The organism is Sphaerobacter sp. (genome assembly GCF_019683595.1).
In the GTDB taxonomy this organism is placed as follows: Bacteria; Chloroflexota; Chloroflexia; order Thermomicrobiales; family Thermomicrobiaceae; genus Sphaerobacter.
Map to the genome: position 1 here is coordinate 1 of NZ_JADGHZ010000080.1, position 15,082 is coordinate 15,082.

Here is a 15,082-nt window from a genome sequence, read left to right on the forward strand (position 1 = left end):
GCGCTGCACCAGGGCGGGGTCGTCACCGGGCGAGACGACGGCCAGCAGCAGGTCGGCCGGGTCGACGCCGGAGGCGACGCCCTGGGTCAGGCTGTGCAGGAAGATCGTCGTTGCGACGCGCTGGGCGTAGGGCGGCTTGCCGGCCGCGACCCAGCCGCTGTCGATCGTCTGTGCGTGCGAACGGGTGCCGGGGAGTACGCTGGCGATGTCCGCCTCGATGACCTGCTTGTAGGCCGGGCGGTCGAGCCGGCTGGTGAGGTCGTCGGCAATCTGCGGCACGGCGAGATCCAGGTGATGGGGGTGGATCAGGTACGTCTGGGGCGGACGGGTCTCCCAGAGGCGCCTGACGACGAGCGCGAGCAGGCGCAACGCGCCGCGGGTCTTCTGAAAGTTCGGGATCGTTGAGGTTTTGCGGTTGAGCGTGTTGAGCAGTTCCGGGTGGAACGGGTAGGCGGACACCATCTCGGTGGCGTAGTCCGCGCGTGCCGCCCGCTGGGGGAGGTCGGCCCGCTGGTCCAGGAGTTGAAGGTAGTACTGGTGGTAGTCGTCAGCTACCGCCTGCGCAGCGTTGCGCTCGATCGAGCGGAAGAGACGGTGGGTGACGATCTTCGCGATTTCCGTCTCACCGGTCGGGGTGATGACCCGCTCCTGGCGGGCGCTGATGCGGCGGGCCTCGGCCAGCTCCTCGCGCAGCTCGTCAGACTCCCGGCCGAAGGCGTCGCTTGCATCGGCCAGGGTGAGCACCACCACGACCCGCTCCTGGCTCGCGGCGAACTCAAGGAGCGACATGAGGAAGGCAACGGTCTGTTCAGCGAGGTCGCTTTTCCCTGTTCCAGTGGTGATCGCCTTGGCGGTGCGCAGGTGACGCGCGACCTCGTCGAGCATGATCAGCGCAGGGGCGTCCCCGATGATCTGCTGCCAGATACCGGTGCCGGGGGCGGCCTTCGACTGGCGGTCGCTCTCGGCGACGAGCTGGTAGCCGGCGAGGCCGCCGAGCTGGTAGGCCAGCTCACCCCAGAGGGTGTAGGTGGTGACGTCCCGATGCAGGATGCCGCTGGACGGGTCGAGGTCTGAGCCGACGACGCCGGCGATGCGGACGGTGCCCGGGGTTGGGATGAGGTTGGAATCCACGACCCGACTGGCGGCCTCGCTGCCGCGGGCGGCGTGGTAGAGCGCGATGAGGTTGTGGGTCTTGCCGCCCCCGAAGGACGTTTCGAGCCGGATGATCGGGTTGCTGTCGGGACGCCGACCGGTCAGCCGGCCGAGCGCTTCTTCCAGGAGCGTCTTCAGCCCCGCGGTGAGGTAGGTGTTGTCGAAGAACGTCTGAGGATCTTGGTAGACGGCCTCCGCTGTGCCATCGATGACGTCCTTGAGGCGGGCGGCGAAGATCTCCTCCTTGAGTTCTCCAAGGAGCACCTCAGGGCGTGGCTCACATGCATCGAAGATCGTCAGCATCGCTCTCTTCCCGAGTTCTTGATCCCGACCACGACAGCGTTTGGCAGGAGGATCCCTGAGTGCCCCGACGAGTCGGACCACCCCGATGACGGTCGTGGACGGTTCACTCAATCTGCGAATATCCTACCATGCCCCGACCCGGGTTCGGGTATGCCCTGTCGTGGAATAGGACTTCTGGTGAGGCCGGTTATCAGATGGTTGAAACCAGATAAGGTGCGTGAGCACCGTACGGAGGTACGTGCCCTCCACTGGGATCAGGCGCCAGCGCTCGGGTCTCAGGCGAGGTTGACTTCCGAGCACCGGCGACCGGGGTGGAGTGGAATTGGGGCGGGTGTTTCACCCGCCCCGCGTTGTTACTGGTCGGTGAGTTGGAGGCCGAAGAAGCGGGCGGCGTTGTCGCGGAGGATCTTGGGGCGCACGGTGTCTTTCAGGGGGAGGTCGGCGAACTCGCGGAGCCAGCGATGGGGTGTGAGCATGGGGAAGTCCGAGCCGAAGAAGACCTTGTCCTGGATGAGGGAGTTGGCGTACTGGATGACGGTCTGTGGGATGTATTTGGGTGCCCAGCCGGAGAGATCCATGTAGACGTTGGGCTTGTGGCGGAGGATGGCGAGCTGCTCCTCGTGCCAGGGCCAGGCCGGGTGCGCCATGATGATGCGGAGCTCGGGGAACCGGGCGGCGATGTCGTCGATGTAGGGGATGGGACGCCCGTAGTCGAGCCGGATGCCGCCGCCGCCCGGCTGGCCGGCTGCGGCCATGGTCGTCCCGGTGTGCAGGAGGATGGCGAGGCCCAGGCGCTGGCAGGTCTCCCACAGGGGGTCGAAGCGTGGATCGTTCGGCGCGAAGTCCTGCACCGACGGGTGGAACTTGATCCCGCGCAGGCCGAGGTCGGCGCAGCGCTCGACTTCCGTGATCGCCGCCTTGCCCTTCCAGGGGTCGACGCTGCCGAAGCCGATGAAGACATCCGGGTACTTCGCCACCCATTCGGCGATCTCCGCGTTGGAGATCTTGAGGCCGGTACGGGTCTCGTCGTCGATGTCGAAGACGACGGCCATGCCGTGGAGCTCGCGGTACATCTCGGCCATGGCGTCCGGCTGGTCGCTCAGGCCCTCCGGGTTGGAGATCACGTAGGGGTCGGCCTTGAGGCGCGCCTTGTCGCCGGTGCGCAGATGCACGTGGACATCGATGAACTCGATCATGGTCTCGCCCTCATCCTGCTCGTCGGTTGCCACGGTCGGTCGGCGGTGACGCGCGTCAGGCGTCGCCGCGCACGACCACCTTGCGCTTCAAACTCCCGGTCGGCGCCAGCTCTTCATGCGGCACGAGGCGGATGTCGGCCCGGAAGATCAGCTTCATGCGGATCGCCTCTTGCAGCTCCTGCTTGAGCTGGTCGAGGTCGCCGGCCTCCGGGCCGTACGCGACCACGATCGGCACCGGTGGCTCGACGCGGGTGCCCGTGGCCGGCAGACGGATCTGGAACTCCCCGGTCGTGCGTGGGCGGAACGAGGTGATGACGTCCGCGACGGCGCTCGGGAAGACGTTCACGCCCTGGACGATGAACATGTCGTCAACACGGCCCACGCAGCGGATGCGGGTGCCGGTGCGGCCGCAGGAGCAGACGCCGGTGCCCTCGATGCGTACCAGGTCGCCGATCCGGAAGCGCACGAGCGGCACGCACTCGCGCTGGATCGCAGTGTAGACGATCTCCGCCAGCATGCCTTCCTTGGGTTCGACCGGCTCCCCGGTCTCGGGGTCGAGGAACTCGACGATGACGGCGCCTTGGCCGAGGAAGTGCATTCCGGCCTGGGCTTCGCACTCGCTCCAGATGACGGGCACGAAGTCGGCCGTGCCCATCGCGTCGTAGACCTTGCAGCCCCAGGTCTCTTCGATCTGCTGCCGGATCTCGGGGAAGCCGGCGCCTGGCTCGCCGCCGAGTGACATCGACTTCAGCCCCAGCGACCTGGGATCCAGGTTCAGCCGCTCGCGGGCGAAGTTGGCGAGGTAGTTGACGAAGGAGGGGCTGGAGACCATGTAGTCGACGCCGGTTTCCTGGAGCACGGAGAAGGTGCGCGCCGCCTCGGTGTTGCTGGACGGGAGCACGGTTGCTCGCATTGCCTGGAGCGCGTCGTAGAAGCCGAGTCCAGCGATGTACCAGCCCAGACTCACGGCGACCCAGGAGCGAGTGCCGGGGCGCACCCCGGTGGCCCAGAAGAAGCGCGCCAGCACCTCGTTCCACATCGCCGCGTCCGCGGCGGAGACGCCGATCAAGGTGGGACGGCCGGTGGTGCCGGATGAGGCGTGGATCTTGACGACCTCGGTCAGCGGGACGCAGGCGTGCTCACCGAGTGGCGGGGCCTTCTCCTGCGAGCGCCGGATCTCATCTTTCACCGTGAAGGGCAGCTCGTGCAGCGATCCCCGTCCGATGGCCAGGGGATCGACGCCGGCTTCTTCCCACTTCTGGCGGTAGAACGGGGAGCGCTCCCAGATCCACCGCAACTGCCAGCGCAAGCGTTCGTCTTCGAGGCGCCAGAGCCGGTTCGGGTCGATCGTCTCCATCGCCTCGTTCCAGTAGCGCCGTTCCGCCATCGTTCAACCATCCTCCCTGTCGTTGGCCGTGGCCTGGATTCCCTCCTCCTGCAGCATGGCGAGCAGCTCGGTGAGCTGGTGGACGGCGAGGTCCGGCACGTCGCCGGTCACGGCAGCGTCCGCGCTCGTGCCGGTGCGGACGAGCACCGTCGCGCTCCCCGCCTCGTGCCCCATCCGCAGCTCCAGGTCGAGGTCGTCCCCAACCAGCGTCAGGTCTTCCGGTCGTAGGTCGAGCATGCGGGCGATCGCCCGCAGCCCTTCGGGCGCCGGTTTGCCGGTCACGCGTGCTTCCTTGCCAGTGATCCAGGTGATCGCCGCGGCCACCGAGCCGGACCAGCCGGGCCGCGGGCCGCGCTTGGTCACGAAGACGGGTGCCAGGGACGTCACCAGGAGATCGGCGCCGGACCAGATCGCTCGGCTGGCTGCCTCGATTTGCTCGTAGGTGATGACCGTATCCCAGCCGACGAGCACCACGCCCGCTTGCTCCGCATCCGCCATCTCCACGATGGGGATCTGGCGCTCGCTGAGCGGCGCGCGCACGCCGTCCGTGCCCAGCACCAGCACGGCGCGGCCGGGGTACTCGTGGGCGATGATCTCGGCAGCCGTGACGCCCGGGGTGATCATCTGCCAGTCGTCGATCGGCAGGCCCGCCGCCCGCAGGCGCTCGGCGTACACGGCCGGTGGTTCGGTGCTGCCGTTGGTGAACAGCACGTAGGGGCGCCCCGATTGGCGAAGCCAGGTGAGCAGGTCGACGGCCCCGGGAAGCGCGACCGCCCCGCGCCAGTCGGCGCCGTCGGAGACGGTCAGCGTGCCATCGACGTCAAACACGAACGCCTTCGCCTGCAGCACGTGCTGGAGGCGATGCCGGCTCTGCGTGTCCATCCGGAGCGATCCCCTTCCCCGTCGCGGCGGGGTCGTTCCGCCGCAGGATGACGCGCGTGTCTCCCTTCTGGAGATAGAAGTAGGTAATGTCGGTGCGTTTCGAGACTTCGGCGATGAGCTTTTTGAGCGGATGGTACGGCCCGGCGACCGGTTTGACCGGTCGGGTGCGCTTCCCGCTCAGGGCGGCGTCGACCTGCTCCCCCGGCAGCGCCCAGCGCAGCAGCAGCTCCTCGTCGGACAGGCGTGGGCCGATCTGACGGCGCAGGTCCTCGAGGGTCGGCTCCTCCATCGGGACATCGAGCTCCCGCGCGCGGGGCATGGAGAGGATCCGGTCGCGCACCTCGGGGTCGATCGGGGCCGGCGGGTCGCCGAAGCGCCCGAGGACGTACTTGATGACCTCGTCCGGGGCACTCGCGTAGCGCTCACCGGACTGCACGTTGAGGAGGGCTTGCGTTGCGACGAGCTGGGAGAAGGGCGTGACCATGATGGGGTACCCCAGCTCGGCCCGCACGCGCACGATCTCCTCGAGGACTTCGTCGAACCGATCCGCCGCGCCGACCTCCGCGAGGTGCCGCCGCAGGGTGGTCACCATCCCGCCGGGCACCTGGTGGCGGTAGTAGGCGACGTCATATTCGAGGGGCTGGCCGATCCGATACTCCTTGCGCCGGGCGAGTTCGAGGAGGTGCTGCGAGATGCGCTCGATCGGCTCCAGGTCGATGTCCACCTCGAAGCCGAGCTCTCGGAGATTGGCGACGGTGCGGGTGATCGAGGGGAGCGAGGTGCCTTCGGCGAGCGGAGGGATCGCCGTGTGCACCGTCTCGACGCCGAGCTCGGCCGCGCGGAGATAGCAGAGGGGCGCCATGCCGGCATTGCAGTGCGAGTGGATCTCGAGGGGCATCGAGCCGAGGGCCTGGCGCATGGCTGGGACGATCGTCTCGACGCGCTCAGGGGTCAGCAGTCCCGACGGGTCTTTGATGTAGACGGTGTCGATCAGGTCGGTGGCGCCCGCCAAGGCGGCCGCGCACCCGACGTAGAACTCGTCGGTGTGCACCGGGCTGATGCTGTACACCAGGCCGGCGACCACCTGCTCCGCCCCTTCCTCGCGCGCGATCCTGGCCGCTTCCAGCAGAGCCGGCATGTTGTTCATCGGTTCGACGATCTGGATGCGCCGAATCCCGTGCTTGATGACGAGCTGCATGGCGAGACGGATGATCGCGCGCGGCGCCGGCTCCCAGGTGATGAAGCGCATGCCGGTCGTCATGAAGATGAGCGGCGTGTTGGGCATGAGCTGGCTGGTCAGCCGGATGCGCTCGAAGGGGTTCTCCTGGTGGTAGCGCACGCTGATCGCCATGTGCGTGCTGGTGGTGAAGTCGAGCGCCTTGAAGCCCACCTGGTCGAGCAGGGGCGCGACGGCAAGGACCGTCGGCGTGTCAATGCCGGTCGCGCTCCAGAGACTCTGATTGCCGTCACGGAGCGTGACGTCGATGAGCTGGATTCGCGACGTCATGCGCCCTCACTTCCCATGGTCCAGTCCCCGGGCGTGGTTCCCGGAGCAGCATCCGCCGTTTCCGCACCGATCAGGCATCCTCGGCACCCTCGGGGCGCACCATGAAGAGCGGTTGCCCTTTCTCCACGGCCTCCCCGTTCTCCGCGCAGACCGCGGTGATGGTGCCCTTGACCCCCGCGGTGATCGAGTGCATCAGCTTCATGACTTCGATGATGCAGACGACGGTGTCCTCCTGGACCTGCTTGCCGACATCGACGAACGGCTCGGCACCCGGCCGGGGTGCTCGATAGAAGATCCCGCGCAGCGGGGCCGGGATCGCTATCTGCCCATCCGAAGCGACGTCCGCCTGCCGTTGCTCGCCCTGGACGGTGTGAGCCTCCTGGCTCGTGGCCGCAGCGGCCTCGACGCTGGGAGGCGGCGACGCGGTCTTCTCCGCCGTCTCGCCTGCTGGGAGTGGCTCCGCGGGCACGTTGTTCGATCCTCCAGCACGCTGCCCGCGGCGCACGACCAGCTTGAACTGGGGCGTCTCGAGCTCCAGCTCATCGAAGGCGGAGTGCTCCAGGTAGCGTAGGATCTCGTCGACATCTTCCGGGGTGAGCCCCATATCACCGCTCTCCTGTTTGCCTTCACGAACACCGTCTTTGTACCACACGGTTCGGCATCGCCCGGCAACCCACGGCCGCGGGTGACCCGACCGGCTCTACGCCGCAGTCGAACTGGTGCGACCGCGTGGGGACGCTCGGCGCATTGATCAGGCTGCCTGGCTGGCTGGGACGCTGGGATGGGACGTTCACCGGCGGACGCGGGCACGGGACGGACGGCCGGACGGGGCGGCGCCGGCGGCGGGGCGCCTCGTCCCGCCGCCGGGCCAAGTTCCCCGCATGCCTCAGTCGAGGATGGTCACGATCCCCTGATCACCGTCCACGCGGATGCGCTGGCTGGTGCGGATCCGCTTCGTCGCCACGCCGGTGCCTAGCACCGCCGGGATGCCGTACTCGCGCGTGACGATGGCCGCGTGCGACATCACGCCGCCGATGTCGGTCACGGTGCCGCGCACCTTCGTGAAGATCGGTGCCCAGCTCGGCTCGGTCACCGGGCAGACCAGGATCTCGCCTTCCTGCACCGTCTCCAGTTCGTTGACGCTGGAGATCACGCGGGCCGGGCCTTCGACCGTGCCCGAGGAGGCCGGGAAGCCACGCAGGATGTTGCCCTCGCCCTCGGCCGGAGTGAGCCAGGCGCGCAGCCGGTCGGGTGTGATCCCCCACAGCATCACGATGGCCGGGTCGGCGATCGTCTCGGGCACCACGCCGAGTGCCGGAGGCGGGTTGAACTTGCGCAGCTCGGCCAGGATCGCTTTCCGGCGCTCGACGACCGACGGCCAGTACCGCGGACCAAGGGCCTCGCTGCCGACGGACCAGGAGAGGAGCAGGTCGGTCAGCGCCTGGGAGACCTCGGTCCAGTGCAGGTAGAACAGGTCGTCGACCTCACGGAAGAACCCGTGCCGGACGAAGAGTTGGCCGAGCTCCCGGAGCTTGTTCCAGAAGGTGCTCATGTACCAGTGGTCGGCGAAGAACCGGTGGTCCTCGATGGTGTAGTAGACCTTCCGGACGAGCCCGATGAGCTCATCGAACGCCTTGCGATCCTCGTCGGTCCGCAGCAGCTCCCGGTACTCGGCGGTGATGCGGTCGCGCTCCTGCCGCTGGGCTTCGATATCGCGCTCGAGGGTTTCGCCGCGCTCAACCCGCCGGATGTAGTCGATCAGGGCGCCGAAGATCGGGCTCGGATCATCGACCCACGCCCGGAAGTGATGCTGCAAGCCGCCGCCGGAGTTGACGTAGAACCACGGGTCGCTACGCTCATCCCACTCACGGAGCCACTCCTGGCCGGCCTCGCTCTGGCGGAGCTCTGCGAAGACCTCCTGCCAACCGCGACCGTCGGCGAACTTGTCGGCGATGCCGAGCTCGACCGCACGCCGCGCCAGGGCCTTGAACTCCTCGTCGGGGCGCAGCATGCTCACGTCGATCGCGCCGATCATCCCCGTGATCTGCTGGTCGGAGATCTCCGGGAAGGCCTTCTTGCAGAAGTCGTAGAAGGTCAGATAGGCCGCGAAGCCGATCATGACGACTTCCGAGTGGATCTGAGCCAGGCGGAAGAGGCTCTCGATCACCCGGTTGTAGCCTTCGAGCACCGACATCGACGTGCCGACGCCGCGCTCGGCGAAGACCAGCTCGTCAGGTTCGACGTCCGGCAGCTCCGGGAACGAGATGGCCCGCAGTGTCTCGATCTCCTGCTTGACGCGCTCCCGCCACCCTTCGTAGATCCGTTCCCAGTTCGCGTAGTAGTGCCCCGCGCGACGCTGGAAGAGCTCCGCGCGCTCCTGCACCTTTTGCGGGTCAAGCACCGGGATCGAGTTGATGTAGACGTACCCGTTGAGTACGCGGAAGTCGATGCCCATCGCCGGTGGGATGCAGAAGAAGCGGGCGCTCATCTCCCCGATGGCGACGTAGAACGACTCCGCCGTGATGACGTCGAAGGGCGTCATCGGCTCGGGGAAGTGCATCCCGTTGTAGAACCAGAGGCGCGCTTCCTCCGACTCGCGGCGCTCCTCCGAAAAGAGCATGTGCTTCGGGTACATCTCCTGCCACCCCTCGGCCCCGGGTGGCGTCTCGACCTCAAACGGGCTGGGGAACCGCAGCTCTGCACTCACGGCAGACCTCTCCTTCCTCACTCGCGGCGTTGCGTAGTTCCGGAATCGACCTGCGCATGCCGCCCCTGGCACGCGGGCAAGCCGTGCGCGCCTCGCTGCACGCCCAGGGCATACGGCGCGACGGACGGGCGCTGGATCACGTGTTGGCGAGCCGCCGAACGATGAACGAGAGCGGGTCGGTGAAGCCCGCAGCCACCGGTTCGCGCTGGCGCTGGCTCCAGACCGTCTCCGGGCGGGCCTGGAGGATGAAGATGTTGTCCGGGAACGGGAGCGAGTCCGCCACAGCCCATTCGATGTCGAGTGCATGGCCGTAGTGGCGCTCGAGCTGACGCCCGACCCTGGCGAGTTCGATGACCTCGTCGCTGGTCAGGCAGGGCTCGTTCTGCTGGTCTTCCGGTACCTCGACCTTGCGGAGGTCGCCCTGACGGCTCTCTGCCATGTAGCGATGGCTCTTGCAGGAGATGTGCTTGCGCGTGATCTCCAGCGTGACCTTGTTCACCCAGTACTCGTCGGGCGTGACCTCACCACCGACGACCGCGACGCCGGGGCCCCAACTGCCCTCGACGACGACCAGCGATGGGTCGCCGCTGCGCGGGCTCAGGGTGAACATGACGCCGGCCGCGCGCGGGTCAACCATCTGCTGCACGCCGACGGCTACCGCCGCGTCCTCCAGGCCGATCTGCTGGTGCGCGCGGTAGGCGATCGCGCGCGGGGTGAACGCGCTCGCCCAGCAGCGAAGCACGGCGTCCAGCACCTCGTCCGCTCCCTGCACCCAGAGGTAGGTGTCGTGCTGCCCGGCAAAGCTCGCCGCCTCGGTGTCCTCCGCGACAGCGCTCGACCGAACCGCCACCGCCGGAGCCGGATCACCGAGGGTCTCGGCCAGCCGGCCGTACTCCGCCCGGATGGGGTCTGCCAGCTCGGCCGGAACCGGCGAATTCAGGAAGGCCTGTTGGATCTTCTGCGAGGCGGCATCGACGGCCGCCACGTCGTCGGCGTTGAGCCCACCAATCGTGTCCCGGATGAGGCGGTCCAGCCCGGTGGCCTCGATGAAGCGCCGGTAGGCCGCGCTCGTGACGGCGAACCCGGTGGGCACCCGGCAGCCGGCGCGGAGCAACTCGCCGAGACTGGCCACCTTCCCCCCGACGAGGGGGCGTGCATCGCGCCCGACATCGGAGAACCACAACGTCAGTGGAGTGCTCAGCTCGCCAGACACGGTGCCTCCTCTACCCTCTGATTCGCGATCACCTCAATCGTCGAGAATCGTCACGGTGCCGCTGTCGCCGTCCACGCGGATGCGCTGGCTGGTGCGGATCCGCTTCGTCGCCACGCCGGTGCCTAGCACCGCCGGGATGCCGTACTCGCGCGTGACGATGGCCGCGTGCGACATCACGCCGCCGATGTCGGTCACGGTGCCGCGCACCTTCGTGAAGATCGGTGCCCAGCTCGGCTCGGTCACCGGGCAGACCAGGATCTCGCCTTCCTGCACCGTCTCCAGTTCGTTGACGCTGGAGATCACGCGGGCCGGGCCTTCGACCGTGCCCGAGGAGGCCGGGAAGCCACGCAGGATGTTGCCCTCGCCCTCGGCCGGAGTGAGCCAGGCGCGCAGCCGGTCGGGTGTGATCCCCCACAGCATCACGATGGCCGGGTCACCGATCGTCTCCGGGACGACGCCGAGCGCGGGCGGAGGGGTCCACTTGCGAAGCTGCTCCATGAGCGCCTTCCGCCGTGCGACCAGTTGCGGCCAGTAGACCGGCCCGCGCGACGGTGCCCCGATCGACCAGCCGAGGAGCAGGTCGAAGAGCGCCTGGTAGACCTCGGTGTAGTGGAGCAGGAAGAGGTCGTCCTCGTCCTGGAAGAACTCGTGGGCGACGAAGACGCGGCCGAGCTCGCGCATCTTGTTCCAGAAGACGCTCATGTACCAGTGCTCGACGTAGAACTTGTGGTCCTCGACCGAGAAGTAGACGTCGCGCACGAGCCCGATGAGCTGGTCGAACGCCTGCCGATCGGCGTCGGTCTGGAGCAGATTGCGGTACCCCTCGGTGATCTCATCGCGCCGTTGGCGGAGCGCCTCGACGTCGCGCTCGAGGCGCTCGCCTCGCTGGAGGCGGGCGATGTAGTCGGGCAAGACGTTGAAGATGGGCGTCGGATCATCGACCCAGGCACGATGGTGATGCTGGAATCCGTCGCCCGAGTTCATGTAGAACCACGGATCGGCGCTCGCGTTCCACTCCGACAGCCAGGCTCGTCCGGCCTCCACCTGCTCAAGCTGCGCGAAGACCTCCTTCGGCGCGGCGCCGGGCTTGAAATAGTCGGCGACGCCCAGCTCCAGCGCCTTCCCCGCGAGGCGCATCAACTCGTAGTTGGGGCGGAACATGCTCACATCGATCGCGCCGACCATCTGGGTGACCTGCTGGTCGGTGATCTCCGGGAAGCTGCGCTTGCAGAAGTCGTAGAAGGAGAAGTACGCACCAAAGCCGATCATGATGATCTCCATGTGGATCTGCCACACACGGTAGATGCTCTCGATGGCCTGGTGGTAGCTGCGCAGCAGGTCGTAGGAGGTACCGATCCCCCGGCGCTCGAAGACGATCTTCTCATCCTCGACCTCGGGCAGGTCCGGGAAGGAGATCGCCTTCAGTTGCTCGATCTCCCGGATCAGCTTCTGCTTCCACTCGTCGTAGATCGATCGCCAGTTCGCATAGTAGTAGCCGGCGCGCTTTTCGAAGAGCTGGGCGCGCTCCTGGATCGCCGCAGGATCGGTGACGGGCGTCGGGCTGATGAAGGCGTACCCGTTGAGGATGCGGAAGTCGATCCCCTTGGCCGGCGGGATACAGAAAGTGCGAGTGCTCATCTCGCCGATGGCCACGTATGCGGCCTCGGCCGTGATGATGTCGAACGGCGTCATCGGCTCTGGGAAGTGCATCCCGTTGTAGAACCAGAGCCGGTTCTCCTCGTCGGCCCGCCGGTCTTCGCTGAACAGCACGTAGTAGGGGTACATCTCCTGCCAGCCCTCGGCTCCGGGTGGCGTCGGAACCTCGAACGGGCTGGGAAACCGTATCTCACCGCTCACTGCAATCCCTCTCCCCCTCGTACGCCCGCGTTGCCCACACAGGGTGGTGGCGAATGCCGTAGGTGCGGGATCGACAGATAGCTAGCCGAGCCAAGAAGCGGGCCCTATCACGCCCGCTCCGCCTCGCTATGACTGGTTCGAGTGGTTACAGTCTAATGGCGACATTGCTGAGCGTGTAAGTCGGGATCGTTATGTCATGATGTGCGCCCCGAATCGCCCTACCCTGTGGCCGAACGGCGGGCTCCTCCTCGCTGTCGTGGAGGTGACTGCTCGTGGCGTGGCACACGAGTGGGATGGCGCGGCACGCGGCACATCGGCACGGGTGGTGCGGCAGGGTACAGGTGCTACGATGCCCGGCGCGGGGGTGAGGCCGACCAGAGTGATCGGGAATCCAGTCGGGTGCCTGCCCCAGCGGCAGCGTGGCTGAGGCTGGTGGAGAGGGGGGTGCCGTGACGGGGCGGCCCGACTGCAACAGGCGTGCTGAGCGAAGGAGGGAGCGATGAGTCGGCGGAGGGTGGTCGATCTCAGTCATCCCATCGATGCGGCGATCCCGATGTTTCCGGGGTTGCCGGCGCCGGAGATTGCCGAGCATCTGTCGCGGGAGGCGTCGCGCGCGCTCTACGCAGGCGGCACCGAGTTCGTGATTCATCGCTACACGCTGATCGGCAACAGCGGGACGTATCTGGACGCGCCGTTCCATCGATACGCCGACGGGGCCGATCTCGCCACGCTCCCGCTGGAGCGGATGGTCGATCTCCCGGGCATGGTCCTGGACTGCACGGAGCGCGTAGCGGCGGGGCAGCGGGCGATTGATGTCGCGGACCTCGAGGGTCTGGATCTGACGGGTCGCGCGCTGTTGATCCACACCGGGTGGGCGGCGCGTTGGGGTCAGGAGCGCTACCTGGACCTGAACCCGTACGTGACGGCAGCCGCCGCCGAGGCGCTGGTCGCGTCGGGTGTCGTGCTGGTCGGCATCGACACGTGGAACATCGACGATGTCGGGGATCGGACGCGCCCCGTCCATTCGGCGCTGCTTCGGGCGGGGATCCCCATCGTCGAGAACCTGCGCGGGCTTGAACGCCTGCCGCGGAGCGGCTTCCGCTTCTTTGCGGCTCCGCTCCCGTTCCGGGGCGGGTCCGCGGTGCCGGTGCGGGCGTATGCGGTGGTGGACCAGGGGTGATCGGACAGCCGTGGCGCGAAGTCGGATTCGTCCGGGGCGGCGAACATGCCGGTGGTACAATGCGCCGCGAGTGATCGGGGACTACCAGGGAGGTCGGTGATGCGGTCGTGGCGGAGTGACGTGGTCGGGAGCCTGCTCCGGCCGGAGTATCTAAAGGAAGCTCGGCGCCGCCATGAGGCCGGGGAACTGAGCGACGCGGAGTTCAAGCGGATCGAGGATCGCGCGGTCGACGGCGCGATCGCCCTCCAGGAGGGGGTCGGGCTCGACGTGATCACCGACGGCGAGTTCCGGCGCTATGCCTTCTACGGGCACCTGGTCGACGCGGTCGAGGGGTTCGACAAGTTCGGCGGTTGGGCGATGCCGTTCCGCGATGACGAGGGCCGCGAGCATGTGGTGCGGCGCCCGGTCGTGGTGGACCGGCTGAAGCGTCGTCGGCCGATGGCGGCCGAGGAGTTCATCTACCTGCGCGGGCGGACCGACCGGCAGGCGAAGGTGACGCTCATCAGCGCGCAGCAGGCCGCCGCGTACTACGACCCGGAGAAGTCGAAGGGAGCCTATCCGACCATCGACGCCTACCTGGCGGATGTGGTGGACATCCTGCGGGAAGAGGTGGCGGAGCTGATCCGGCTGGGCTGCACCTACATCCAGGTGGATGCCCCGCAGTACGCGGCGCTGATCGACCCGCAGATCCGCGAGGGATACCGGCAGCGGGGCAACGACCCGGATAAGCTGCTGGACCAGTGTATCGAGCTGGACAACGCGGTGATCGGGGATCATCCCGGCGTGGTGTTCGGGCTGCACCTCTGCCGCGGCAACAACCAGAGCCGCTACTACGCCAGCGGTGGCTACGAGCCGGTGGCACGGGTGTTCGAGCGGACCCGCTTCCATCGCTTCCTGCTGGAGTACGACGATGCGCGGTCGGGTAGCTTCGAGCCGCTCCAGCACGTGCCGGAGGACCGCGTGGTGGTGCTGGGGCTGGTGACGAGCAAGAAGCCGGAGCTGGAGTCGAAGGACCTGCTGAAGCGGCGCATCGAAGAGGCGTCGCGCTACGTGCCGCTGGAGCGGCTGGCGCTGAGCACGCAGTGCGGCTTTGCCTCGACCGAAGAGGGGAACCAGGTAACGCCGATGGACCAGGAGGCGAAGCTGCGGCTGGTGGCCGAGACGGCACGCGAAGTGTGGGGCGAGTCCTGATCGGGGAATGGCCCTCACCCCCGACCCCTCTCCCAACGTTGGGAGAGGGGTGTTTCTTTGCTGGGGACGGGGGAGGCCGCAGGCGCTCGTGCCCGTGTGCGCTGCCGTGTGATGCGGAGTGCCGATAGGCACACTTGCGTGTCCTCCTGAGCGGGACATGTCATCCTGAGCGGAGCGAAGGATCTCGCGCCGGAGTGGCCGCCCCGTTAGAGATCCTTCGCTGCGCTCAGGATGACAACACAACATCAGGATGAGGCGAAAACAGCGATCACCCGCCTCCGGTACTAGGCGAGTAGGCGCTCGAGCCAGCCGGCGTTGTAGTTGCCGGCGATGACGTCCGGCTCTTCGAGCAGGCGGCGGTGGAGCGGGATGGTCGTCTGGATGCCCTCGATCTCGAACTCGCGCAGCGCCCGGCGCCCGCGCTGGATCGCCTCGGCCCGGTCGGCGCCCCAGGTGATCAGCTTGGCGACCAGGGAGTCGTAGTAGGGTGGCACTTCGTAGCCGGGG

The 15,082-nt window shown here is 67.5% G+C and carries 11 protein-coding genes and 1 pseudogene; 2 read left to right on the plus strand and 10 right to left on the minus strand.

The genetic code is table 11. The features are described 5' to 3' along the window. The 9 genes from IRZ30_RS09895 to IRZ30_RS09935 form a co-directional block, all read right to left on the minus strand. The coding region (locus IRZ30_RS09895) for a DUF499 domain-containing protein (RefSeq protein ID WP_294084832.1) at window positions 1–1,455 on the minus strand (1,455 nt) is incomplete at its 3' end. A gap of 353 nt (window positions 1,456–1,808) precedes the next feature. Beyond that, the gene (locus IRZ30_RS09900) at window positions 1,809–2,684 is read right to left on the minus strand and encodes an amidohydrolase family protein (RefSeq protein ID WP_294084833.1); all 876 of its coding nucleotides are present in this window, start codon (window positions 2,682–2,684) and stop codon (window positions 1,809–1,811) included. A gap of 22 nt (window positions 2,685–2,706) precedes the next feature. Next, entirely contained in the window at window positions 2,707–4,038 is a 1,332-nt protein-coding gene (locus IRZ30_RS09905) for an AMP-binding protein (protein ID WP_294084834.1), read from the minus strand. Between the two features lie 3 nt (window positions 4,039–4,041). After that, window positions 4,042–4,920, minus strand: coding sequence for an HAD-IIA family hydrolase (locus IRZ30_RS09910; protein ID WP_294084835.1), 879 nt, complete (start codon window positions 4,918–4,920; stop codon window positions 4,042–4,044). Beyond that, the gene (locus IRZ30_RS09915) at window positions 4,859–6,427 is read right to left on the minus strand and encodes a biotin carboxyl carrier protein (protein ID WP_294084836.1); all 1,569 of its coding nucleotides are present in this window, start codon (window positions 6,425–6,427) and stop codon (window positions 4,859–4,861) included. The genes IRZ30_RS09910 and IRZ30_RS09915 overlap by 62 nt, the downstream gene beginning before the upstream one ends. 70 nt (window positions 6,428–6,497) lie before the next feature. After that, the gene (locus tag IRZ30_RS09920) at window positions 6,498–7,031 is read right to left on the minus strand and encodes a biotin/lipoyl-containing protein (protein WP_294084837.1); all 534 of its coding nucleotides are present in this window, start codon (window positions 7,029–7,031) and stop codon (window positions 6,498–6,500) included. A 282-nt stretch (window positions 7,032–7,313) separates the two neighbouring features. Further along, on the minus strand, window positions 7,314–9,134 hold the full coding sequence (locus tag IRZ30_RS09925) for a PEP-utilizing enzyme (RefSeq protein ID WP_294084838.1): 1,821 nt from the start codon (window positions 9,132–9,134) through the stop codon (window positions 7,314–7,316). A gap of 136 nt (window positions 9,135–9,270) precedes the next feature. After that, the gene (locus tag IRZ30_RS09930) at window positions 9,271–10,347 is read right to left on the minus strand and encodes a PEP/pyruvate-binding domain-containing protein (protein WP_294084839.1); all 1,077 of its coding nucleotides are present in this window, start codon (window positions 10,345–10,347) and stop codon (window positions 9,271–9,273) included. A 33-nt stretch (window positions 10,348–10,380) separates the two neighbouring features. After that, window positions 10,381–12,204: a PEP-utilizing enzyme gene (locus IRZ30_RS09935; RefSeq protein ID WP_294084840.1), complete on the minus strand. Its 1,824-nt coding sequence runs from the start codon at window positions 12,202–12,204 to the stop codon at window positions 10,381–10,383. Window positions 12,205–12,703: 499 nt separating this feature from the next. Here IRZ30_RS09935 and IRZ30_RS09940 point away from each other — a divergent pair, with 499 nt between their 5' ends. Both IRZ30_RS09940 and IRZ30_RS09945 read left to right on the plus strand, forming a co-directional pair. Further along, window positions 12,704–13,384, plus strand: a complete 681-nt coding sequence (locus IRZ30_RS09940; protein ID WP_294084841.1) for a cyclase family protein — start codon at window positions 12,704–12,706, stop codon at window positions 13,382–13,384. A 99-nt stretch (window positions 13,385–13,483) separates the two neighbouring features. Then, window positions 13,484–14,575: a cobalamin-independent methionine synthase II family protein gene (locus tag IRZ30_RS09945; RefSeq protein ID WP_294084842.1), complete on the plus strand. Its 1,092-nt coding sequence runs from the start codon at window positions 13,484–13,486 to the stop codon at window positions 14,573–14,575. A 284-nt stretch (window positions 14,576–14,859) separates the two neighbouring features. On the opposite strand, the pseudogene IRZ30_RS09950 reads toward IRZ30_RS09945, so the two are convergent. Beyond that, window positions 14,860–15,082 (minus strand): annotated as a pseudogene (locus IRZ30_RS09950) (acetyl-CoA carboxylase biotin carboxylase subunit); the annotation flags it as partial.